The organism is Glutamicibacter sp. M10 (assembly GCF_025452055.1).
In the GTDB taxonomy this organism is placed as follows: domain Bacteria; phylum Actinomycetota; class Actinomycetes; order Actinomycetales; family Micrococcaceae; genus Glutamicibacter.
In genome coordinates this window covers 2,774,575-2,796,306 of the sequence record NZ_CP104918.1, presented here as the reverse complement: position 1 = coordinate 2,796,306, position 21,732 = coordinate 2,774,575, and the positions used below count along the sequence as shown (strand labels likewise).

Genomic DNA, 21,732 nt, shown 5'->3' with positions numbered 1-21,732 from the left:
ATGCTCCTAAGGATGCAGGGATACTGCGGTGGAAATTTTATGTGTGGTGGTGTTGTGCCAGCGGTTGGCTGGAAGATGCTTATGCAGCAGGCTCATACCGGTGGCAAACTTTGAGATCCGCGAAGGCCGGATTTGGCGGCTCCACAACAACTTGTCGGCAGGCCCAGCATTCATAGCTGATTTGGTTTCCACGATGATCTCGTTGCATTCAAGCTGGAAGCCTGACTTTGGATCCCGCCATACCAAGTTCTCGTCCACCGTCACCCGACTATTGGTTTGTGGCAGATACAAGGTGGTACGGGTATAGGAAGAATCGATCACTGGTGTCAGTGCACTGGGAAGGATGGGACAGCTTCCTAGCTCGTGGTCCAAAGTCTCTTGAATGTAGTTCAGCGAATTCTCGCTCAGCGCGTCCCGAGCGATAAACGGATGCTCGATGCGTTCTTTGACCGTTTGTGCACGGGCACCTTCGGTTTTCACTTCCAGATAGCACTGCTGGGTATCCATGTAGCTACGAGTGCGTACCTTGAAGCGACGTCGACGCGGGTGGGCGGCTAGATGGAAGCTGGCTAGGTCAGGGGTATCAAAGTAGACCGAGGTGTAGTCCGATGACCGGCGTCCATCAATGGACAGGACCAGTGCTTGCTGGGCTAGGAGGGGAAGTACCTGTTCTGCCTGCTGCTCGGTCAATATGTATTTGCGGTCGGTGCGGGTTTGTAAAGCGGCGGCCTCGTTGAGCTGTTCAAGGCTGATGGTTTCTAGACTGTCGGTGAAATTCATCGTGCTTGCTCCGAAATAACTTCATGATTTTCGACCGAACGGGTCGAAGCTGAGGTTGGTAGCGCATCGTTGGCCTGTGAATAACGGACCTTGACGATGGTTTTGTCATTGACCAAGTCCAGCTGCTGAACAACGGCCTGGTGAATGGTTGCTCCACCGAAGAGCAGGCTCAGGTGGGCAAACATCTCAGCGTCGTTAGCGATAGCACGGTCCAGAATGACTTCTTGGTGTCGGTAGGTAGGAAGAACCTTGGAGTGATCGGCAATGAGCATGGCGATAAGGATGAGCGCGACCAAGGCCAGTGGCAGCCAGATGGGGGTTGGGCCCATGCCGGTGATCAGACCGATGGCCAGAGCTGAGAAGTAGTAGGCGATCTCGTGCTGTTCCAGCTCGGTTGAGCGTAGGCGGATGATAGAGAGAACTCCGAACAAACCCATGCCCAATCCGGCGCTTACGGTGCTTCCGGCCAGTGCAGTGGCGACGGCGAAAACACCGATGTTGATTCCGATGTAGGACACCGCCAAATCTCGGCGTCGGTGGCGACGAAGGTAGAGGCCAAAGGTGAGGATCAGAATGGCAGCGATATCGGCAGCGGCAAAGAGCAAGACGTTCATGAATTTCCTTGATGTTTTCGGAAGGGGGCTGCAATAATCATTGAATTCATTACTGTGTGATTCGTAGGACGACCACTTGTAGAACCTAAGGCACAGGTCAAAGGGAACTCTCGGACAAGAAAAATGGATTGTTTTACAGCAGTTAAAAGCGCGGAATGCTGAGGAATTTCAACGAAATTTTGGCTTTCGTATGCATTGATTATGAGAATGCCCAGAAAGGAAAAATGGGTCACGGCTTGCGCTCTACCAGAATGGGTTCTATGGTTAGTTGCATGAGTAACTAACCCACTAACTAACCTGGTGGGTTTGAGCACGGAGAGGGGCCAGCATGATCGATGATTCGAAACCGATTTTCATGCAGATCGCTGAGCTGATCGAGAACGACATCATCTCTGGTGTTCTAGCTGAAGAAGCGCAAGTTCCATCAACCAATGAGTTCGCGGCTTTCTACCGGATCAACCCAGCGACGGCTGCCAAAGGCATTAATCGATTGGTGGAAGACGGGCTGCTCTACAAGAAGCGGGGGATCGGCATGTTTGTCACGCAGGGCGCGCCACAGCGGTTACGCGAAAAGCGCCGCGAGAAATTCCAACAGCAATTCATCGCACCACTGACCGCCGAAGCATCCAAGCTCGGCATCGGCATCGAAGAACTGGTATCCATGATCAAGACCGGTTCAGCAGGCTAAAAACCATCACGAGGTAGGGAGGAACGGCATGACTCGATCAACAGCGATCGCCACCCGCGAGCTGAGCAAGACGTATAAAGACGTACGCGCCCTGGACAATGTGACTCTGGATTTGGAACCTAACCGGATCTACGGGCTGCTCGGCCGCAACGGCGCAGGCAAGACCACACTGATGTCCATCCTAACCGGACAGAACTACCCTGATCAGGGCACGGCGCACATCTTCGGGCACGAACCATTCGAGCATGACCTGATCCTTTCGCGCATCTGCTTCATTCGCGAATCGCAAAAGTACCCCGACGATTTCAAAGTCCATCAAGCTTTCAAAGCCGCGGCGATGTTCTTCGAGAACTGGGACGAGCAACTTGCTCAAGATCTCGTTGAGGCCTTCGCCTTGCCTACCAAGCGCCGGATCAAGAAGCTATCCCGCGGTCAGCTCTCCGCTGTCGGCGTCATCATCGGCATGGCTTCTCGCGCCGAGATCACCTTCTTTGATGAACCGTATCTGGGCTTGGATGCCGTGGCACGGCAGATCTTCTACGACCGCCTGGTTGAAGATTTTGCCGAGTATCCGCGGACCATCGTGCTTTCCAGCCACTTGATCGATGAGGTGGCGAACCTGCTTGAACACGTCATCGTGATCGACAAGGGCCGGATCGTAGTGGACAGTGACGCTGAAGAGCTGCGTGGGGCCGCTGTTACCGTAACCGGCGATGCGAAGAGGGTCCAAGAATTCATTGAGGCGGCCGACGTACTGCACCGTGATTCACTGGGCGCGCTGGCCAGCGTGACCATCAAGGCCAAGCTCAGCGCGGACCAACGCGAACAAGCAAAGCTCATGGGGTTGGATTTGAGCCCAGTCTCACTGCAGCAGCTGGTGGTTCGCAGTGCGTTGAGCACCAACGAAGGAACTGATGAAAGAACGGAGGCACGAGCATGAACCGCATCATGAAAGTTGCGCGCATGCAGCTGATCAATAAAGCCACCTTTATCGGTATTCCGCTGATGATCCTGATCAGTGCGTTCCTCTTTACTGTGGCTATTTGGTGGTTGGTTCGCCGAAGCGGAGGGGACGGCGTGCTGTATGGCGGCGGAGCTCAGGCACCCATGTGGTACTTCCTGGCGCTTGGTATTCAAGCGCTGACGATGACATTCCCATTCTCCATGGCGATGAGCATCTCGCGACGTACCTTCTACTTGGGTACCCTAATGCTGTTCTCGGTCTGTGCCCTAGTACTCTCGGTCTTCTACTACCTCATGGGTTTGGTGGAAACCGCTACCGGCGGGTGGGGACTTGACGGACGATTCTTCGCACTGCAATGGATTGCCGACAATAACGGGTTCATCCAGATCATGTTCTACTTCGTGCTAATGGTCCTGCTGTTCATGGTTGGGTTCTTTATCGCAACCATCTACATGCGCTGGCGCCATGCCGGCATGGTGGTCTTCTTTACTCTGTTGGGATTGCTGATCCTGGGCATTATCGCTTTGTTCACTTTCACGAGCTTCTGGGATCAGTTCTGGAGCTGGGCGTTGACTTGGACTGCCGGGTCTGTCAGCCTGTGGGGTGCGCTCGCAGCTGTACTGATGGCTGCTGGTTCATATCTCACCTTGCGCAAAGCCACCGCCTGATCGCTGGAATAGAACGGGTACATCAATTGCAATGCCCTCGCCACTGGCGGGGGCATTGCTCTGTCTGGTCTAAGAGACTCTTGTTACTCTTTGAAGACTTCGACAATGCCGCCGCTATCGCGTAGGAGAACCGCCATGAGTATCCAAGGAACGGGGACGCGAGATCATTTGGATGTCTTGGAATTACGGCGCTCTTTCAGGATCAGGGCGACTAAATTATGGCGGTACCTCGTTAACTCGGACTATCTAGATCAGTGGTTTGGAACCTGGCAGGGGGAGCCCGCGAACCGGCGGGTACAGGTCACGCTCAGTGCCGAAGAAGGCTCACCCACAGAGTCGGTGGAGATTGTTGATTGCGACCAGCGCGCCTTGCTTCTGGAAGTTCGCACGGGTCAGGGCAGCGAAAGCTGGCAGCTGGAACTGCACATCGAGACGCGGGACGAGGGGAGCGAATTGGTCTTCCGGATGCCCGGACTTGATCCGCAGATGGCCTCTTCGGTGGGACCTGGATGGGAATTTTATCTGGATAGACTGGTCGCTGCCGTGAGTGGAAAAGACGCTGTCCTTGTGGTGTTTGAACCTAACTACTATCCGGGACTGAGCGAATACTATAAGACGCTGTTCAACTCATAAACCACGCACCACTCCAATGTGAGATGCCCTGCCTTGGTAGAACCTCCCAGTTTTCGGGCCATGGGTAATACGCGCACGTCAGCACTGACATGCAAGGAAAACGCCGGCCGGGTCGATGCAACCTGGCAGATTCCCTTCGAACCTAGCCGAGGTCTTGAATGCCGAGTCTTGAGCTAAGGAGAGTAAGCTATTGGGCGTGGCATTGGACTTCACAGCAGTAGATTTTGAGACAGCAAACGGTTTTATCGGCTCCGCCTGTTCGGTGGGTCTGGTCAAAGTCCGTTCCGGGCAGATCGTTGAAACCAAACAGTGGCTCATGAAGCCGCCTGTGGGCTTTGACCACTTTGACCCGCGCAACGTATCGATTCATCACATCACCCCAGACATGGTGGTTGATGCTCCGCGCGTTACCGAGCTACTGCCAGCGCTACTGGACTTCATCGGGCCTGACGTACTGGTCGCCCACAATTCCTCCTTTGATTCAGGTGTAATCCGTGCCGCGTCTGAAGCCAGTGGGATCCGCGTACCGGAAATCGCTCACCTCTGCACGGTGAAACTTTCGCGTAAGGCCTACGACCTACCGAGTTACTCACTGCCCTTCGTCGCTGAAGAAGCAGGGCACCCCATCGAGAATCACCACGAGGCGCTCGCCGACTCCGTAGCGTGTGCCTGGGCAATGATCGATATCGCCGAACGCGCAGGCTTTGAGTCACTGCTAGAGACCGCTGACCACTACGGTGTTCGCCTCGGACTGACCTCGGCCTGGCTGCCAGGCGACGAATACTCGCGGGCAACCCGCGACGCTCAAGGCTGGCTGGCATCGGGTCATCCCTTGCCTCCCCAAGATGCGTTTAATAATTGGCCGCAAGAAGGTCCTAACCCGACGCCAAACCACGACGCTGACCCAAGTCATCCATTGTTCGGGCAGATCATGGTGTTCACCGGCAACTTGGCATTGCCCCGTTCACAAGCCAAAGAATTGGCTGCGGAGAACGGTGCGCAAACTGCTTCGCGGGTAACCCGTGCCACCACGGCACTGGTGGTTGGTGACGGTTTTGTTCCTGAGGATCTTGCCAACGGCAGATTGACCAACAAGGCAAAACACGTACTGCGCCTGCGCGAAAATGGTCAGAAAGTTTCGATCATTTCCGAAGGCGAATTTATGCAAATGGTTGGCGGCTTCGGACTGACCGTCTAGTTCGCAACCCGTCAAATAATTTCAGCATTAACGAACTGAAGGCCGGCTCAATGAGCCGGCCTTCAGTTCGTCATGGTTCAGTGCAATGGCTAAGCGACTAGATCCATCCAACGATCGTGTAATTCAGAAATGATGTCATCCAACGCGCTGGCCGGACGATCTCCGACAGCTTCGGTTCCATAGATCGCAGCCAGCAAGGCTACGGCGTAAGCGTCAACCTCTGGATCCCGATCTTCTGGATCGGCAACGATCGACTCCGGAGCTGCCGAGACATCAGATTCCTCGGATTCTTCAACAGCATTCTCACCAAAGTAAGCGTCGTAGGCTGCTGAGGGGGACAGGCTAATGTTCTCGCGGATCTTGGTGACCACTTCACGCAGGGCATCAGCCGACGGTCCTTCAAGGCCTTCGAGCAGTGACTCCCACTCGCCAGCGGACTCTTCGCTGCGCTCGATCGCGGTGCGAAGAATCTTTGCCGCGGCCACAGCGGTTTTTGCTGCTTGAACGTCGTGGGTTAGGAAGGCTGCGGAACGAGCCAAGGACTCGGTGGTGCCCACAGGAACGCGAGCCAACAACGCGGTAATGGCTGCACGAGGCAACACACCCGTGGAGTCAGCACCCGGCGCTGTTGGGCGGCCTGGATGGCCCATGTCTACGCTGTTTAGCCCAGCAATGTTCTTCGGGTCTCCGTCGGCGATCTTCTCGAAGATCTCGACCTTAGGGAATTCCTTATCAATCCAGCGGCTCAGGGGTTCCGGAGCGCCGGCCGGGAAGGACCCGGTAAGTTTTTTGTAGCCGCGAAGTGCAGCCAGCCACATGCAGGCGGCTTCATCGCTAGCAACACCGTCACGAGCCCACTCCAACGCTTCTAGCAGGCCATCGGCCATATAGAGCGGAAGGATTTCGGTGGCTCCGGGATCGATGTCGTCACGGGCGTGGGTTGCGCCGTCGGCTAGGCCGAGCAAGATCGCAAACACCTTGTCTGAGTAGTTCTCTGGCAGGACTGCAGATTCACCGGTTTCATTCACACCTCTATTCTAATGTCCAAGTTGTCCCTGTTATTGCATATGGTTGGAAACATGCGATTGCTTCACACTTCAGACTGGCATTTGGGACGGACCTTTCACGGTGCCTCCTTGCTCGAAGCGCAACGAACCGTGTTGCAAGAGATTATTAACATCACCATCAATCAGCAGGTTGAGGTGGTGCTGATCTCAGGTGACATTTATGATCGTGCTCTTCCGCATGTGGATGCCGTCCAGCTGTGCAACTGGGTTTTGCGAGAACTACGCGCCACAGGTGCCACCATCGTGATTACCAGCGGAAACCACGACTCAGCGTCTCGTCTAGGATTTGGTGCTGACCTTTTGGACAGCGCTGGGGTGCACATCATTGCGGATCTTGACCGCATGCTCATTCCGGTAGTTCGTGAAGCTGAAGACCACCAGGTTCTGATTTATGGGATCCCATATTTGGAACCACGAATGGTCATGGAGCGTTTGGGTGTCACCAAGGCCAGCCATGAAGCAGTGGTTCGCGCGGCCATTGGAACCATCGATGAGCATCTGAAGACGAGGACTGGCATCGACAAACCGGTTGTATCAATCGCCATGGCTCATCTATTTGCCGCGGGAGGAATCGGAAGCGACTCAGAACGCGAACTCAGCACCGGCAACCTTGATGTGGTACCGGTCGAGCTATTTGAGCATTTCAACTATGCCGCGCTCGGGCACCTCCACGGGCGACAGAAAGTCCGTGAGCATGTCCGCTACTCGGGCTCACCCTTGGCTTATTCATTCTCTGAAGTGAATCAAACCAAAGGTGTGTGGCTTATCGACACCAATGCTCAAGGCATTGAATCAATCCAAGAAATCTTGCTGACCGTGCCGAAAAAGTTAGCGGTGCTCAAAGGCAAACTGGCAGATCTGCTCAGTGATCCTGCTCTTGAATTCGCCACCACCGCCTGGTGTCAGGTCACGCTCACTGATTCGCAACGGCCAGCGGATGCCATGACAGTAATCCGCGAACGCTTCCCGGATACCGTGGTGCTGAACTTTGCGCCGGAGGGTGCAGATGACAAAGAAAAGCCGTCAAGCTATGCAGAACGAATGGCCAAGGCGGCCAGTACCGAAGAAGTAGTCAGCGACTTCATGGAGCATGTGCGTGAACGTTCTGTAGATGAACCAGAACGTGAAGTCATCACTTCGGTCATCCGTGCCACCCGAGAATCGCAGGTTAGCCAGTGAGAATCCATAAACTTCAAATTCAGGCGTTTGGTCCCTTCGCAGGCAGTGAAGAGATTAACTTTGATGAACTAGCTGACGGGGGACTCTTCCTCCTTGATGGCCCCACCGGAGCTGGTAAATCAAGTATCTTGGACGCAATTTGTTATGCGCTCTACGGTTCGCTGCCCGGTAGCCGAACTGGAAGCCGACAAATCCGTTCAGACCACGCAGCGTCAGACTTAGCGCCGGAAATTGTTTGTGAACTGACCATTGGTGATCGCCGATTTGAAGTCACTCGATCACCGGCATGGATGCGCCCGTCAAAGCGTGGCAAGAACAAGACAACTGAACAGAAGGCATCTAGCCTGCTGCGCGAGTTCACCGGTAGCGGGTGGAAGGAACTGTCGACGCGTAACGATGAAGTTGGCCATGTCTTGGGCAGTCTCATGGGACTGGACCGTGAGCAATTCACCAAAGTGGTCATGCTCCCGCAAGGTGGTTTTGCAGATTTCTTACGTGCCAAGGCCAAGGACCGCGAAGACCTATTGGCCAACCTATTCGACACGAGCGATTACGCGCGGATTGAAGAAGAGTTTGCCGCCAGGCTGGCCGAAGAACGCAAAAACACGGAGACCATTGAGGCACGTCTAAGCGCCAGCGAAGAATCCATTGCCGCTGAAGCCGCCGCGTTCTTAGCTGGTAGGGAAGTTCCGACGAACTCCGAAGAACAAGATGATGCGGCGCTACTAAGTGTCGATGACCGCTTTGCTGATTTTCACCGCCGCATCGATGTCTTGCGAGCGCAGGCGGATGAAGAAGCGCAAAAGCTGCGGGTACAAAAGACGCGAACTGCTCAGGACGCTAAGAAGTTAGAAGAGCAACAAAGAGTATTTGCGCGACTGGGCGAACTGCGCGCAACACAGACTCGTTATGCCCAACAGCATGAAGGCGCAACGATCGCAGCCAGCAAATTGGAACATGACGTCAAGGCAGTCTCGGTGCAGGCCTACCTGGCGCAGGTCAAAACTGCACAGACGACCAAGCACGAGAGCACCTTGTCGTGGGAAAAACATCAGTTGTGGCTAAACACTGCGCTTGAACTAGATTGCGGATCTGATATTCAAGCCCTCGAAGATCTTCGAGAGCGCGCGCTGGTGGCAGCCGAAGAACACGCCGTGGCCAAATCTGCTGTCGAAGAAGAACAGAAGCGCACGTTGCTGGCGGCTCAAGTCGGCAAAGCAGAACAGCTGGCAACAGAGCATAAGCAGACCCGGGACAAAGCTCAGGCTGAAGTAGCTCAGCTGAAAACTGAACGAGAAAAGCTGGAGGCCGAAGACCTGGACCAAGTGGCCGCGGGTGAAAATTTACAACAAGTCAAAGAGCGCCAGCAGCTGCTCGTAACCCAAATTGGGCATGCGACGGTCCGTGATGATTTAGAGAAAAAGGTTCTTTCAGCCCGCGAAAAGGCCAGTGCACAAGAACTGAAGATTGTTGACACCGAAAAAAGCTTGTTAGCTCTGCGCACAGAGCAACTAAACCAAAGCGCATTGCGACTGGCCGCGGCGTTGGAAGATGGGCAACCTTGCCTGGTCTGCGGTTCGGCAGAACATCCGGCACCGGCACAGGCTGATGCCGATGCTACGCTGATTGATGATGAACAAATCTTGGAATTTGAAGCCGCCGTGGCAAGTGCTCGTTCCCAAGGACAAAAGACCGCACAAAGCCGAGACATGCTCCTAGCAAAATTGGAGACGGCTCAGCAGGCAGCGGGCGAAAACACCGTGGAGCAGCTACGTCTTGACCTTGGGGAAACACAAAACACGCTGGAGCAAGCTAGCAAGCGCCAGACTGAAGTGGCTGCACGAGTGAAAAAACTGGAGCAGGTACGCCAACGCGTCGAACAGCTAACGGCCCGCGTTTCGCAGGTGTCGCTGGAGCACGCCACCGCTGTGCAAAACGCCCAATCGCTGGCGGAGCAGCTGAAGCAGTTGGACGCCAAGCTGACAGAACTACGCCAAGGTAAAGATAATCTCGCAGCCTTGGTCGCAGAACTTTCGCAACAATCCAATGGACTGTCTGGAGCCGTGCAGTCTTTACAGCTGCTTCATGACGCAGTCGCGGCTTTAAATAAAGCCGAAGCCACGTGGAATACACAACGAACTGGTGCAGGTTTTGCCACTCTGGCTGACTTTGAGGCCGCCTTGCTTGATGCACCAGAGCGTGAACAGCTGCGACAGATCCAGCGAACCGACGCGGATCTAGCCAGTGCCATTGCCACTCTCGAACAGTCTGAAGATTGCCGCAAAGCACTGGAACTTGAAACTGACGGTCTCCGAGCACCTGATGAAGAGCAGATCCTAGAAGCCGCCCAATTGGCCCGCGCCGCGGAGGAGCAATTTGAAGTGGCCCGCGAACGTGTTGTTCTAGCGCAAACCAGACTGGAACGCCACGACGAGTCGGTCGGTCAACTTGAGAAGTTGCGCGCGGATGCCGGACCGGTCATCGAGTCCTATCGGCGGTTGCGGTCCCTAGCTGAGGTCATTCGAGGTGGAGGCGAGAATCTGTACAAGATGACCTTGAGTACCTATGTGCTGGCCGCCCGTTTAGAAGAAGTGGCCATCGCGGCAACTGAACGTCTTGATGCCATGAGTGGTGGGCGGTATTCACTGCACCACGACGACTCCAAGCAAGGCAATTCAAAATCTGGTCTTGGATTGCGTGTCCTAGATTCATGGACCGGCAAATATCGCGAAACCCAGACCCTATCCGGCGGTGAAACCTTTATGGCTTCACTGGCGCTGGCCCTCGGGCTGGCCGACGTGATTTCCCACCATTCTGGAGCGGTGGATATGCAAACGCTCTTTGTTGATGAAGGTTTCGGTTCCCTCGATGCCGAAACGTTGGAAGAAGTCATGCAGGCCTTGGAAAATCTGCGAGCTGGTGGGCGGACCATCGGTCTGGTTTCGCATGTGGCAGAGATGAAGCAGCGCATTACTAATCGCGTCTCGGTGCTCAAAACTCAGTACGGTTCAACGATCCAACGTGAGGGGTTGCTTACCCTTAGTCTCTAGAACTGGACTTGTTCCGCCCGGCTAGCTATCTTGTAGGTAGTGCCATTAGGCATGCTTGGGAAATTTTGTACGTCGGGGGGCGCGGGACGACGTACGCTTCGTTATGGAGTTTTTGTTGACTCAATATGCGTTGTCCAAAGGAAACCGTGAGGATTCAGCGATGAAATCCGGTTACTCTGCACTCGTTCCCCTGGTAGGAGCACCGTTCCTACCGCTAACATTTTTGCTCGCCTTCCTCTGGCGATGCTTACCATCGGGTCCATGACCCTGGTGACAGCCACCACCGGCTCGTATGCCTTGGGTGGTCTTGCTGCTGCCATGGTTGGTTTAGGCTCTGCCGTTGGCGGGCCTAGCGTTGGTTACCTTGCTGACCGTTTTGGTCAGCGTCCCATCTTGGTGGCCGTCTCTCTGATCCATAGTGTTTTGCTGGTCTTGCTTACCCTCCTTGGCGCCAGCGGGCCAGAACTGTCTGTGCCGTTGCTGGTTCTTATGTGTCTCATTACCGGAGCAACGGGACCTCAGGTTGGCCCGATGTCTCGTGTTCGGTGGATTGCCATGACCCGCCAGCAGCAGAAAAATCCCAAAGTGCTTTCGGCTGCACTAAGCCTTGAATCCATGTTTGATGAATTGGGCTTTGTGTTCGGTCCGGTGGCAGTCGGCTTGCTGGCTTCGCTGGTTGATCCTGTGCTGCCGTTGTACTTAGCCGCCATTCTGACGCTAGTGCTGGTTCCAATTTTTGCCACGCACCGCACCGGAAATGTAGTGAAGCCGGTAGCTGGCGCGAAGAGTGCACCAAAGGTGTCAATTACTCGAGCTCAAGTTGCTGCTATCAGTGCGCTGGTCCTGGGCATGATCGCACTGGGAACTGTTTTTGGTTCCTCTGCCGCCGGTACCTTGGCCTTTGCCGGGGAACAGGGAAACTCGAACCAGGGTGGCCTGCTCTATGGTGCCATGGGATTGTCCAGTGCCATCGCAGCCATTTCTGTTGCCGCCTGGCCACAGTACTTTAGGCAGATCAACCGTTGGGTTCTCTGCGGTGCTTTGCTGACTATTTTGAGCTTCGGTCTTCACCTGGCCTCAAGCACACCATGGATGGTCGTGGCGTTGTTTGTTGCTGGCTTTGCCGTAGGACCGGTAATTGTCACGGTCATGACTCTGGGTGGGGAAGTTGCTCCGGCTGCCCGACTATCTACGGTGATGACTATGCTCTCCGCCGGCATTGTTGTTGGCACGGCCATCGGCAACGGCTTGGCCGGTGTCTTTGCTGATTCGCTGGGCTACCTCGGAGCGTTCTGGGTATCCAGCGGCGGTGCTGCCGTTATTTTCCTCGCGGCCCTGGCAATGAAGATTATCGTTGCCAAAGCTCCGTCGCTCTCGCGGGTGCGCTAGTTCCATTAGAAACTGAACAGGCGACCTCGCAGTGAATCGTGAAACACGATTCATCGCGGGGTCGCCTTTTGCCGTTGTGCCGATGATTAGGCAGAAAGCTTGTCGGCAATGCGTTGTGCTGCCAGTTTGAGTTCCTCGATGATTGGTTCGAAGCTATCAACAGTGCTGCTAGCAAAAACTACAGCCAAGGCGGCAGGGGTCTGACCAGGCTGGGCAATCGGGACAGCGATGGAAGTTACGCCTTGGATAACTTCATCCTCACTGGTGGCGTAGCCGTCGAGGCGTGCCTGAACCGCCGCGTCGCGGTAGTCCACGGTGCTTTCCAGCGAGTCCCATTGCTCTTTGCTGTAATGCGATTGAATTGCGATGCCTGCAGCGCCTACATCCATGCCGTGCACCGATCCGGGACGGTGGACAATAGCGCGCTGCGAATTTAGGGGTGCAACGGATTGCAAGGTGGTGCACAAGTCGTACTCCCAGACGGCAACAAATGCTGTCATAGACAGTTCATTGGCCAACGTGGTGAGTTCTACTGTGGAGATCGCTTGAAGGTCATGTTGTACCGAACGGGCAAGTACGGCAAGACCCGAAGCAGAACGGATATGCCCTGCGTCATCACGGTTGAGCAGGTGATGCTGTTCTAGAGTCCGGATGATTCGGTATGCAATGGAACGGTGCACTTCAAGCTTTTCGGCAATGTCCGCGATAGACAGATGCACCGGCGAATTGGCGACGATTTCTAGGACGCGGATTCCGCGGGAAAGCGTCTGAGAGGTAGGCATGAAACTTCAATCTGGCACACGGCATTTTCCAATGCCTCCACGCGCCTTCGCTGTGAGCCTTGCGACTGCTGAATAGTTGCTCTTATTCGAAATTTTAGTCGTTCTCTATTAGAACACCGAATTCTTTTCGAGCGCGGTCTATAGCTCTGCATTCAGAGTTTGGGCAAGAAACCTGCGATTGTTGTGATCTGCTTCACTCTGTGTTTATGATTGAGAGCATCATAAACCGTCCGAACGGTCGGTAAAGTAAGCTTCAAGGGGCGCCCATGACATCCACAGTCACTCGCACCCAGGAAGAGCGTCGCGTTCTCGCCGGCACTCTCGTGGGAACCACCATTGAGTGGTACGACTTTTTCATCTTTGCACAACTCACCGCAACACTTCTGACCCCGCTATTCCTCGCACCGCTCGGTGCATCAAATCCTGGACTAGCTCAGATTCTTTCCTTCGCAATGATCGGAATCTCGTTCTTCTTCCGCCCACTGGGTGCGGTGGTAGCAGGTCATTTGGGGGACCGCTACGGACGCAAGAGAATTCTTGTCCTCACCCTGATTCTTATGGGTGTGGCCACCGCATTGATTGGCTTGCTGCCAACCTATGCATCCATTGGCATTGCAGCACCAATCCTCTTGGTGCTTCTTCGCGTTATTCAGGGATTCTCGGCCGGCGGTGAATGGGGCGGTGCAGCTTTGATGGCCGTGGAGCACGCTCCCAAGAATCGTCGCGGATACTTCGGTTCCTTCCCGCAGATCGGTGTGCCAATTGGCATGATCTTGGCTACCGGTTTGCTCTACATTCTTCGAATTTCCATGTCTCCCGAAGCCTTCGGGGCTTGGGGCTGGCGCATCCCATTCCTACTCTCGGTCGTACTTGTTCTTGTGGGCTACGTGATCCGCCGAGCTGTGGAAGAATCCCCAGTGTTTAAGCAGCTGGCCCTACGCAAAGCTGCCGAGCACACGCCGCTTCGCGAGCTGATGGCAAAAAACACCAAGCAGGTAATCCAGGCCGCGCTGATCTTTATTTCCAACAATGCCGCTGGATATTTGGTGATCGCGTTCTTCATTTCCTACACCACTGCAGTGCTCAAAATGCCAGTGGCGCCGGTGCTCTTGGCAACCACTATCGGTTCGGTTGGCTGGCTGATCTTCACCTTGGTTGGCGGTTGGCTCTCCGACGTGATCGGACGCCGAGCAACCTTCGTGATTGGCTACGGTCTGGTGTTTGTTTGGATGATTCCAATGTTCATGCTCGTTGATACGGGAAATATCGTGCTGTACACGGTAGCAATCTTCGTTCTAACCGTCGGATTGGGACTGTCCTACGGACCTCAGTCGGCCATGTACGCCGAAATGTTCCCTGCACATGTGCGTTACTCAGGCATCTCGATTGGCTACGCACTCGGCGCTATTCTTGGCGGCGCTTTTGCTGCCACCGTGGCGCAGATTTTGCTCGAAACGACCAAGTCATCCATCTCCATCGCTATCTACATTATGGTTCTGACGGTCATCTCGGTCGGTGCCGTATTGTGGGCCGGCGAGACGCGTGGCCGAAACCTGAATGTGGAAGAGGTTGAGGGAACTTCCGCTGATCTGGAAGGCGCGCTCTAGAAGACACCGAACGACAAACTGCCCGGGTAGCGGCTGGATCTCATTCCAGTTGTTACTCGGGCAGTTTTTTGTACTATCGACTTCAGAAGAATTACTTACCGTAGCTCCAGGTACGAACAAGCTAAGAAGTAGGCTGCGGCTTCATGGTTGAGGAGCGTACAACCAGACGGTGCTCCAGTTCATGAGCTGCCGCCGGCTCCTGACCGCGAATGGCCCGAAGCAACATCGCGACAGCAAGATTTCCCTGTTCATGTGGACGCTGCTCGACGGTAGTTAGACCAAACATCTCAGCGAGGTCATGGTTATCCACGCCAATCACTGATAGATCATGGGGGACCTGCAACCCCAGATCACGGGCCGCGAGTATGGCACCGATGGCCATTTCATCACTGGCGGCTAACACTGCCGTCGGGCGAGCAGCCGGGCTGCCGAGCAATTGTTTGGCAATCGTGTAGGCCTGCGGCATGGTGAAGTCTGCACCAAGACACAAAGAATGGTCTACGGGAATTCCAGCATCTTTCAGTGCGCTTTCATAACCGGTGCGCCGATGGCTGGGGACCCTGAAGTCAACGTCGGTTTCTTCATTGCCACCAATAAATCCAATACGTTCATGGCCTAAAGCAATTAGATGCTGAGTGGCCAATGCGGAGATACCTTCATCATCAACATGCAAAGTCGGAACACCGGGAAGCGGTCCACCGACTCCAACCAAAGGCTTATCCACGGCGTGTAGCGCCTGGACTTCTTCAGTATCCAATTCAACGTTGACCGCGATCACCGCATCCACACGCTGACGGAGTAGGAAGTCCGAGAAGATCTTTTCGCGTTGTGCCCGGTCTTTGGTCAGCTGATACAGCGTGGTGTCATAACCTTCGTTCATCAGTGAGCTGGTAATGCCTTCCAGCACGCTGGCGTAGAACCAGTGATTGATGACCGGAACTAAGACTCCGATATTTCGGGTGCGTCCTGAGGCGAGGCCAGACGCCGAGGACGAAACTACATATCCCAGTTCCGCGGCAGCATGTTGCACTGCCTCTTGCGCGGAGGACGAGACGGAGCCGCGTCCCGATAAGGCGCGAGAGACGGTCGCGATAGAGACTCCGGCCGCTTCAGCGACATCTTTAATCCCTGCCACGATAAGTCCTTCCTAAGTGTTTGTGGCCGCGGTGGTGATGAAGATGAAATATCTCCAGACCGCGGCCACTTTTCAACAGTACCGGTGCTCTCAATAGAACAAGCACCATGTGACCTTACTAAGGCAGCAAGAACCAGATGGTGGTTTCCGCAGGGATGCTCCCGTTCTCCGCATCCGTTGCAGGCTGACTGCGCACTAGTTCTTGCGCGCCATTTGCCAGCTGCCCAAGATCCAACGGTGACTGACCGAAGTTGGCTATCGCCAGGATCTTGCCGTTGGTAAATGCCAACAGATCTGGCTGTTCATCGGTGACCCAGGTCAGCTGACCCGCACCTAGGTTGTGCGTCTTGCGTAGCTCCAGTAGCTTTCGGTACAGGCTCAGCGTGGAATCGGGATCATCACGTTGGACCGAGCGAGCGAAAGACGCCCACTGGGCAGGCTGAGGCAACCAGCTTTCGCCGTTGTCGCTAAACCCGAACGAGGCTCCCTCGGCTTCCCATGGCAAAGGAACTCGACAACCATCACGGCCGTAGCGTTCCTTGTTGGTGCGGAACCAAGTCGGGTCCTGGCGTGCTTCGTCGGGCAGATCGATTGCTTCCGGAAGACCTAACTCCTCACCCTGATAAAGGTAGGCGCCACCGGGTAGGGCAAGCATGAGCGCGGTTGAAGAACGTGCACGGCGCAGGCCGACCGCAGGATCCGGAAGGTTAGGGGTTTTTGGACCGATGCCTTCACCCTGAGGATTTTCGTCCGTTAGTGCCAAGCGGGTGGCATGACGGACCACGTCATGGTTGGACAATACCCAGGTGCTTGGTGCTCCGACCGCGCCAAATTCTTTCAGCGACTCATCGACGGTTTCGCGGATCTGCTGCGCGTCGTAGTCGCAAGACAGGTACGGGAAGTTGAATGCCTGATGCATCTCATCTGGGCGAACCCACTTGGCCATCAGCGAGAGTGGATTAACCCAAGCTTCTGCACACAAGACACGCTCACCGTCATATTCATCGATGACCTTGCGCCAGTCGCGGTAGATCTCGTGAACACCATCCTGACCCCACCATGGTGCAAGTTCTTCGGTGCCGCCCATGGAAGCTGCCATCGGATTCGGGGTGAAGTCCGGTAGGCCCTCAGCCTTGATTAACCCGTGAGCCACATCAACGCGGAAGCCATCGGTGCCACGATCTAACCAGAAGCGAAGGACATCGCGGAACATAGCCCGAACTTCCTCATTCTTCCAATTAAAGTCGGGCTGCGAAGAATCAAAAACGTGGAGGTAAGACTGGCCTACACTTCCGTCTGGGTTAGTGGTGGCGGTCCACATAGGTCCACCAAAGACCGATTCCCAGTTATTTGGAAGGCCCGTTTCCGGGGCGTCCTGGAACATAAAGCGATCTCGCTCGGGGAGCCGGGAGCTGCCGCAAGGGCTTCTTGGAACCATGGGTGCTGATCAGAGCAGTGGTTAGGAACAAGGTCAACAATGACCTTCAAGCCTAACGAATGCGCCTTCGCCACCATTGCGTCATAGTCCTGAAGGGTACCGAATAACGGGTCTACATCGCAGTAGTTGGAGACGTCGTAGCCGGCGTCCTTCTGCGGAGACGAGAAGAAAGGTGAGAGCCAGATGGCGTCAACAGAAAGTTCTGCGATGCTTTCTAGCCGTTGCGTAATGCCCTTTAGGTCGCCCATGCCATCCGAATTGGAATCAGCAAAGGAGCGAGGGTAAATCTGATAGATCACCGAGGAGCGCCACCACTGCGCATCTTTGGATTCAGCGAGGTTTTCAACGTCGGTACGTGTTTGAGTCATGACGGTAACGATAATAGATGACGACTTGATTGTAAACGCTTGCATTCTTGCTTTTCATGAATAACGTCCGCTGAGCGCCAGTATCTGTCTACTTTGCCTAAGAATCGGATTTTTTATCTTTTGTCTTGCCAAGTCTCGTGATCTGTGCCACTCTGGAAACGCTTACAAATTATGCGCACTCGCATTTTTAGACTTCACCGGCGGCTCTGCGGAAAACCGTAACGTCACCGGCCCATCGGACAAAGTTGTCACGAAAGGACATTCCATGAAGGTGAACAAACACCCTTGGCTACTTGGCGGAGCATTGACTGCAATTGCAGCTCTATCACTGACTGCTTGCGGCGGGTCCGGTTCAACAACCCAACCATCCTCTAGCCCTGCTGCCGCAGAATCCTCACCAGCTGCCGCCTCCGGTGGATCGCTAACCGTTTGGGTTGACGCAAACCGTCAGCCAGTGCTCAAAGAAGCAGCCGCCGACTTCGAGAAGCAGTCCGGCGTCAAAGTGAAATTGGTCGTCAAGGACTTCTCCAAGATCCAGGAAGACTTCCTGCGTCAGGTTCCTACCGGCAAGGGCCCCGACATCACCATCGGCGCCCACGACTGGTTGGGCAACCTGGTCAACAACGGTGTAGTTCAGCCAGTTGAGCTGGGGGACAAGGCTGGTGACTTCCAAGAAGTTTCCGTCGACGCCATGAGCTACGAAGGCAAGAGCTACGGCGTGCCATATGCCACCGAAAACTTGGCCCTACTGCGCAACGCAGACCTGGTCAAGGAAGCCCCAAAAACCTTTGACGACATGATCGCTGCTGGCAAAAAGGCAGACACCAAGTTCCCATTCCTGGTGCAGGTCACCGAAGTGGGCGACCCATTCCACGCCTACCCATTCCAGACTTCGTTTGGCGCTCCAGTCTTCGGAACCGATGACACCGGTGCGTACGACCCGAAGGACCTGCAGATTGGTAACGAGGGTGGCGTTGAATTCGCCAAGTGGCTGGCAGAGCAGGGTGAGGCTGGAACTCTAAAGACCAGCATCGACGCTGACATTGCCAAGGAAAAGTTCGCCTCGGGCGACTCACCATTCCTCTTGACTGGTCCATGGAACGTGGAAGCGGCCGAAAAGGGAAAGATCAACCTAGCTATTGATCCAATCCCAAGTGCCGGTGGAGAAGAAGCGCAGCCATTTGTTGCCGTTCAGGGCTTCTTCGTCTCATCGAAGACCGAAAACTTGCTGGCAGCTACTGAGTTCCTGACCAACTACATCGGTACCGAAGAAGTTCAGACCGAGCTGTACGAAGTTGGCAACCGTCCACCTGCAAATAAGGCAGCATTCGAAGCCGCCAAGTCTGACAAGACGATCGCCGCCTTCGGCGAAGTAGGCGCCAACGGTGTTCCAATGCCAAACGTTCCAGAGATGGCAGCGGTATGGGAATACTGGGGTGTTGCTGAAGCTGAAATCATCACTGGCAAGGCCGACCCAACCAAGCGTTGGAAGAAGATGACCGAAGATATCGAAAAGGCCATCAACAAGTAGGCTCGCCTGCTCAAAGTAGTACCGATAACGCTGGAGCCGGAACGGCCATCGCCGCCGGCTCCGGCGTCTATCTCCGGCCAGCACTGAACGAATTTTAATGACAGGCACATCTGGAAGATGACTATGACAGCCCCTGAGGCACCACCGAACAGTACTGAGGATCCCAAGCGTAAGCTGTCCCCAGCTGCACAACGCTTCGCTCATGCATCAAGCACGAGCCTAGGCTCAACGCTAATCAAGATCATTTTGGTCGCACTTGTTGATGCGACGGCGCTCTTTGCAATTTTCACTGCTATCGGCCGTGAAGCATGGTTGATTGCCTCAGTCATCGCAGTGATCACTGTGGTGATCAATGTTGTCTACTTCAAAAAGGGTTGGCTTCCTGCAAAGTACTTGCTTCCGGGCACCATCTTCTTGCTTATCTTCCAAGTTTTTGTCATTGGTTATACCGGCTATATTGCGTTCACCAACTACGGCTCCGGGCACAACTCGGATAAAGCCGACGCGGTGTCTTCACTCTTGCAGTCCAACCAGGAACGCGTTGCTGGATCACCTGGCTACCCTGTCACGATGTACAACGGTGCTGACGGTCTGGCCATGGTTATCGAACGTGACGGCCAACAGCTACTAGGCGACGTGGACGACGCCTTTGCACCGGTTGATCCGGCCAGCCTAGAAAACTACACACAGCTAAAATTCGCTGATCTTTTGGGCCGCCAAGAGGAAGTGACCTCACTGAAGGTCGCACTGAGCGATGATCCAGCTGAAGGCACCCTGCGCACCAGCGACGGACGAACCGCCTACCAGTACACCTCATCACTGAGCTACGACAGCAATGCTGACACGATGACGGATCAGAAAACGGGCACCGTCTACAAAGACACTGGCGTGGGCGCGTTCACCGCAGAGGACGGTTCGCAGCTGATGCCGGGCTGGTCCATCAATGTGGGCTTTGATAACTTCACCCGTGCCTTCACCGACTCATCCATTCGTAGCGCGCTCTTCTCGGTGACCGTATGGACCTTCGCCTTTGCGTTCCTTTCGGTAGCCTCCACCTTCTTCTTGGGACTTTTCCTGGCTATCGTCTTCAACGACATGCGAATGAGGGGGCGCAAGATTTACCGCGTCATCTCAATTCTTCCCTACGCATTCCCTGCCTTCTTGGGCGGTCTGGTCTGGGCAGGCATGTTGAACAAGGACTTTGGCTTTGTAAACCAAGTTCTCTTTGGCGGAGCGGAAATCCCATGGCTCACCGACCCCTGGCTCGCAAAGTTCGCAGTGCTCTGGGTTAACCTGTGGCTCGGCTTCCCATACATGTTCTTGGTCTGTACCGGCGCATTGCAGTCCATCCCGCAGGAGTTATCAGAAGCTGCCACCATTGACGGTGCCAAGCCTTTGCAGATCTTCCGTCTGATCAAGTTGCCATTGTTGCTGGTCTCAGTTGCTCCGTTGTTGATCAGCTCATTTGCCTTCAACTTCAATAACTTCAACATCATCTACATGCTCACCGAAGGTGGTCCGCGTTTGGAAGACGCAGGGCTGAACGTCGGCGCAACAGACATCTTGATTTCATTGGTTTATAAGGTTGCCTTCGTCGGATCCCAACGTGATTATGGTTTGGCCAGTGCGTTCTCCATCATCATCTTCGTGATCGTTGCCATCATCTCAATTATCAGTTTCAAGCAGACCAAGGCACTGGAGGAGCTGAACTAATGAGCGCCGACATGACATCAACACCAACTTTCCGTTCCATCCCGAAGCCCGCTCGGCGAACCTTTGGCAAGTGGTTCGCCACCACCGGATGGCGGCACCTGATTGGTGTGGCCCTGTGCATCTATGCGGCATTCCCACTGCTGTACGTACTATCCGCATCGCTGAATCCCGAGGGAACCTTGCTCTCCTCCAACGGATTCTTCAGCACCATCGGGCTACAGAGCTACATTGATCTCTTCCACAACGAGCAGCGACCCTATGCAGCCTGGTTCGCCAACACGCTGTTCATCGGGCTAACCACGGCGGTAGCTTCGGTCTTCCTCGGAGCACTAGCTGCCTACAGCTTCTCGCGTATGCGCTTCACCGGCCGGCGAGTAGGTCTGGTTAGTTTGCTCGTTGTGCAGATCTTCCCGCAGCTGCTGGCTGTAGTGGCAATCTTTATTCTGCTGACCTCCCTGGGCGATGTGTTCCCGGCCTTGGGAATTGATAACCAGATCGCGTTGATCATGGTTTATCTTGGCGGTGCCTTGGGTGTGAATACTTACCTGATGTACGGCTTCTTCAACACCGTTCCGGTGGAAATTGATGAAGCAGCCAAGATTGACGGTGCGAGCCATGCGCGCATTTTCTTCACGATGATTCTTCGCCTGGTTGCCCCGATTCTCGCCGTGGTGGGGCTGTTGTCCTTCATCTCTAGCACCAGCGACTTTGTTCTGGCCTCTGTCGTTCTGGTTTCTCCAGAAAAGCAGACTCTGGCCGTGGGGCTCTACTCCTATGTGTCTGAAGAATTCACTTCCAACTGGTCGGTCTTTGCCGCCGGTGCAGTGCTTGCAGCGTTGCCGGTCATGGCATTGTTCCTGTTCTTGCAGAAGTACATTGTCGGGGGATTGACTGCCGGCGCTGGCAAATAAAGCAGGATTAGACGCTA

At 54.8% G+C, this 21,732-nt stretch carries 17 protein-coding genes and 1 pseudogene; 12 read left to right on the top strand and 6 right to left on the bottom strand.

The features are described from left to right. Positions 1–6: 6 nt before the first annotated feature. Together N6V40_RS13600 and N6V40_RS13595 are read right to left on the bottom strand one after the other, a co-directional pair. Positions 7–780, bottom strand: coding sequence for a polyphosphate polymerase domain-containing protein (locus tag N6V40_RS13600; protein WP_262197995.1), 774 nt, complete (start codon positions 778–780; stop codon positions 7–9). Continuing rightward, on the bottom strand, positions 777–1,394 hold the full coding sequence (locus N6V40_RS13595; RefSeq protein ID WP_262197994.1) for a DUF4956 domain-containing protein: 618 nt from the start codon (positions 1,392–1,394) through the stop codon (positions 777–779). Before N6V40_RS13595 ends, N6V40_RS13600 begins: the two co-directional genes overlap by 4 nt. Positions 1,395–1,722: 328 nt before the next feature. Between N6V40_RS13595 and N6V40_RS13590 the strand changes: the two genes are divergently transcribed. The 5 genes from N6V40_RS13590 to N6V40_RS13570 all read left to right on the top strand — a co-directional run bounded on the left by N6V40_RS13590 (position 1,723) and on the right by N6V40_RS13570 (position 5,545). Next, complete coding sequence (locus N6V40_RS13590) at positions 1,723–2,082, top strand: GntR family transcriptional regulator (RefSeq protein WP_131087896.1); 360 nt, start codon at positions 1,723–1,725, stop codon at positions 2,080–2,082. Positions 2,083–2,110: 28 nt separating this feature from the next. Continuing rightward, on the top strand, positions 2,111–3,022 hold the full coding sequence (locus N6V40_RS13585; RefSeq protein WP_262197993.1) for an ABC transporter ATP-binding protein: 912 nt from the start codon (positions 2,111–2,113) through the stop codon (positions 3,020–3,022). After that, positions 3,019–3,714, top strand: coding sequence for a hypothetical protein (locus N6V40_RS13580; protein WP_131087898.1), 696 nt, complete (start codon positions 3,019–3,021; stop codon positions 3,712–3,714). The genes N6V40_RS13585 and N6V40_RS13580 overlap by 4 nt, the downstream gene beginning before the upstream one ends. Positions 3,715–3,849: 135 nt before the next feature. After that, on the top strand, positions 3,850–4,347 hold the full coding sequence (locus tag N6V40_RS13575) for an SRPBCC domain-containing protein (RefSeq protein ID WP_262197992.1): 498 nt from the start codon (positions 3,850–3,852) through the stop codon (positions 4,345–4,347). Positions 4,348–4,543: 196 nt separating this feature from the next. Beyond that, a complete protein-coding gene (locus tag N6V40_RS13570; RefSeq protein ID WP_131087900.1) occupies positions 4,544–5,545 on the top strand; it encodes a 3'-5' exonuclease in 1,002 nt (333 codons plus the stop codon). 89 nt (positions 5,546–5,634) lie between these two features. On the opposite strand, the gene N6V40_RS13565 is transcribed toward N6V40_RS13570, so the two are convergent. Further along, positions 5,635–6,573, bottom strand: a complete 939-nt coding sequence (locus N6V40_RS13565) for a hypothetical protein (protein WP_262197991.1) — start codon at positions 6,571–6,573, stop codon at positions 5,635–5,637. Between the two features lie 51 nt (positions 6,574–6,624). Here N6V40_RS13565 and N6V40_RS13560 point away from each other — a divergent pair, with 51 nt between their 5' ends. From N6V40_RS13560 to N6V40_RS13550, 3 genes are all read left to right on the top strand, one after another. Continuing rightward, positions 6,625–7,791 (top strand): exonuclease SbcCD subunit D, encoded by a 1,167-nt coding sequence (locus N6V40_RS13560; protein ID WP_131087902.1) that lies wholly within the window; start codon positions 6,625–6,627, stop codon positions 7,789–7,791. After that, positions 7,788–10,841: an AAA family ATPase gene (locus N6V40_RS13555; protein WP_262197990.1), complete on the top strand. Its 3,054-nt coding sequence runs from the start codon at positions 7,788–7,790 to the stop codon at positions 10,839–10,841. The genes N6V40_RS13560 and N6V40_RS13555 overlap by 4 nt, the downstream gene beginning before the upstream one ends. 261 nt (positions 10,842–11,102) lie before the next feature. Then, a complete protein-coding gene (locus tag N6V40_RS13550; RefSeq protein ID WP_262197989.1) occupies positions 11,103–12,230 on the top strand; it encodes an MFS transporter in 1,128 nt (375 codons plus the stop codon). 86 nt (positions 12,231–12,316) lie between these two features. Here N6V40_RS13550 and N6V40_RS13545 read toward each other — a convergent pair whose 3' ends face one another. Further along, positions 12,317–13,012 carry an IclR family transcriptional regulator gene (locus N6V40_RS13545; protein WP_262197988.1) on the bottom strand — a complete coding sequence of 232 codons (696 nt, stop codon included), beginning with the start codon at positions 13,010–13,012 and terminating at the stop codon, positions 12,317–12,319. A gap of 266 nt (positions 13,013–13,278) precedes the next feature. Between N6V40_RS13545 and N6V40_RS13540 the strand changes: the two genes are divergently transcribed. Then, positions 13,279–14,619, top strand: coding sequence for an MFS transporter (locus N6V40_RS13540; RefSeq protein ID WP_262197987.1), 1,341 nt, complete (start codon positions 13,279–13,281; stop codon positions 14,617–14,619). A 121-nt stretch (positions 14,620–14,740) separates the two neighbouring features. On the opposite strand, the gene N6V40_RS13535 is transcribed toward N6V40_RS13540, so the two are convergent. After that, entirely contained in the window at positions 14,741–15,754 is a 1,014-nt protein-coding gene (locus tag N6V40_RS13535) for a LacI family DNA-binding transcriptional regulator (RefSeq protein WP_262197986.1), read from the bottom strand. A 118-nt stretch (positions 15,755–15,872) separates the two neighbouring features. Next, a pseudogene (locus tag N6V40_RS13530) lies at positions 15,873–17,560 on the bottom strand (alpha-amylase family glycosyl hydrolase). A gap of 265 nt (positions 17,561–17,825) precedes the next feature. Here N6V40_RS13530 and N6V40_RS13525 point away from each other — a divergent pair. From N6V40_RS13525 to N6V40_RS13515, 3 genes are all read left to right on the top strand, one after another. After that, positions 17,826–19,091, top strand: a complete 1,266-nt coding sequence (locus tag N6V40_RS13525; protein ID WP_131087909.1) for a sugar ABC transporter substrate-binding protein — start codon at positions 17,826–17,828, stop codon at positions 19,089–19,091. Positions 19,092–19,214: 123 nt separating this feature from the next. Next, positions 19,215–20,804: an ABC transporter permease subunit gene (locus N6V40_RS13520; RefSeq protein ID WP_262197985.1), complete on the top strand. Its 1,590-nt coding sequence runs from the start codon at positions 19,215–19,217 to the stop codon at positions 20,802–20,804. Next, positions 20,804–21,715 carry a sugar ABC transporter permease gene (locus N6V40_RS13515; protein ID WP_242632423.1) on the top strand — a complete coding sequence of 304 codons (912 nt, stop codon included), beginning with the start codon at positions 20,804–20,806 and terminating at the stop codon, positions 21,713–21,715. The genes N6V40_RS13520 and N6V40_RS13515 overlap by 1 nt, the downstream gene beginning before the upstream one ends. The last annotated feature ends 17 nt before the right edge of the window (positions 21,716–21,732 follow it).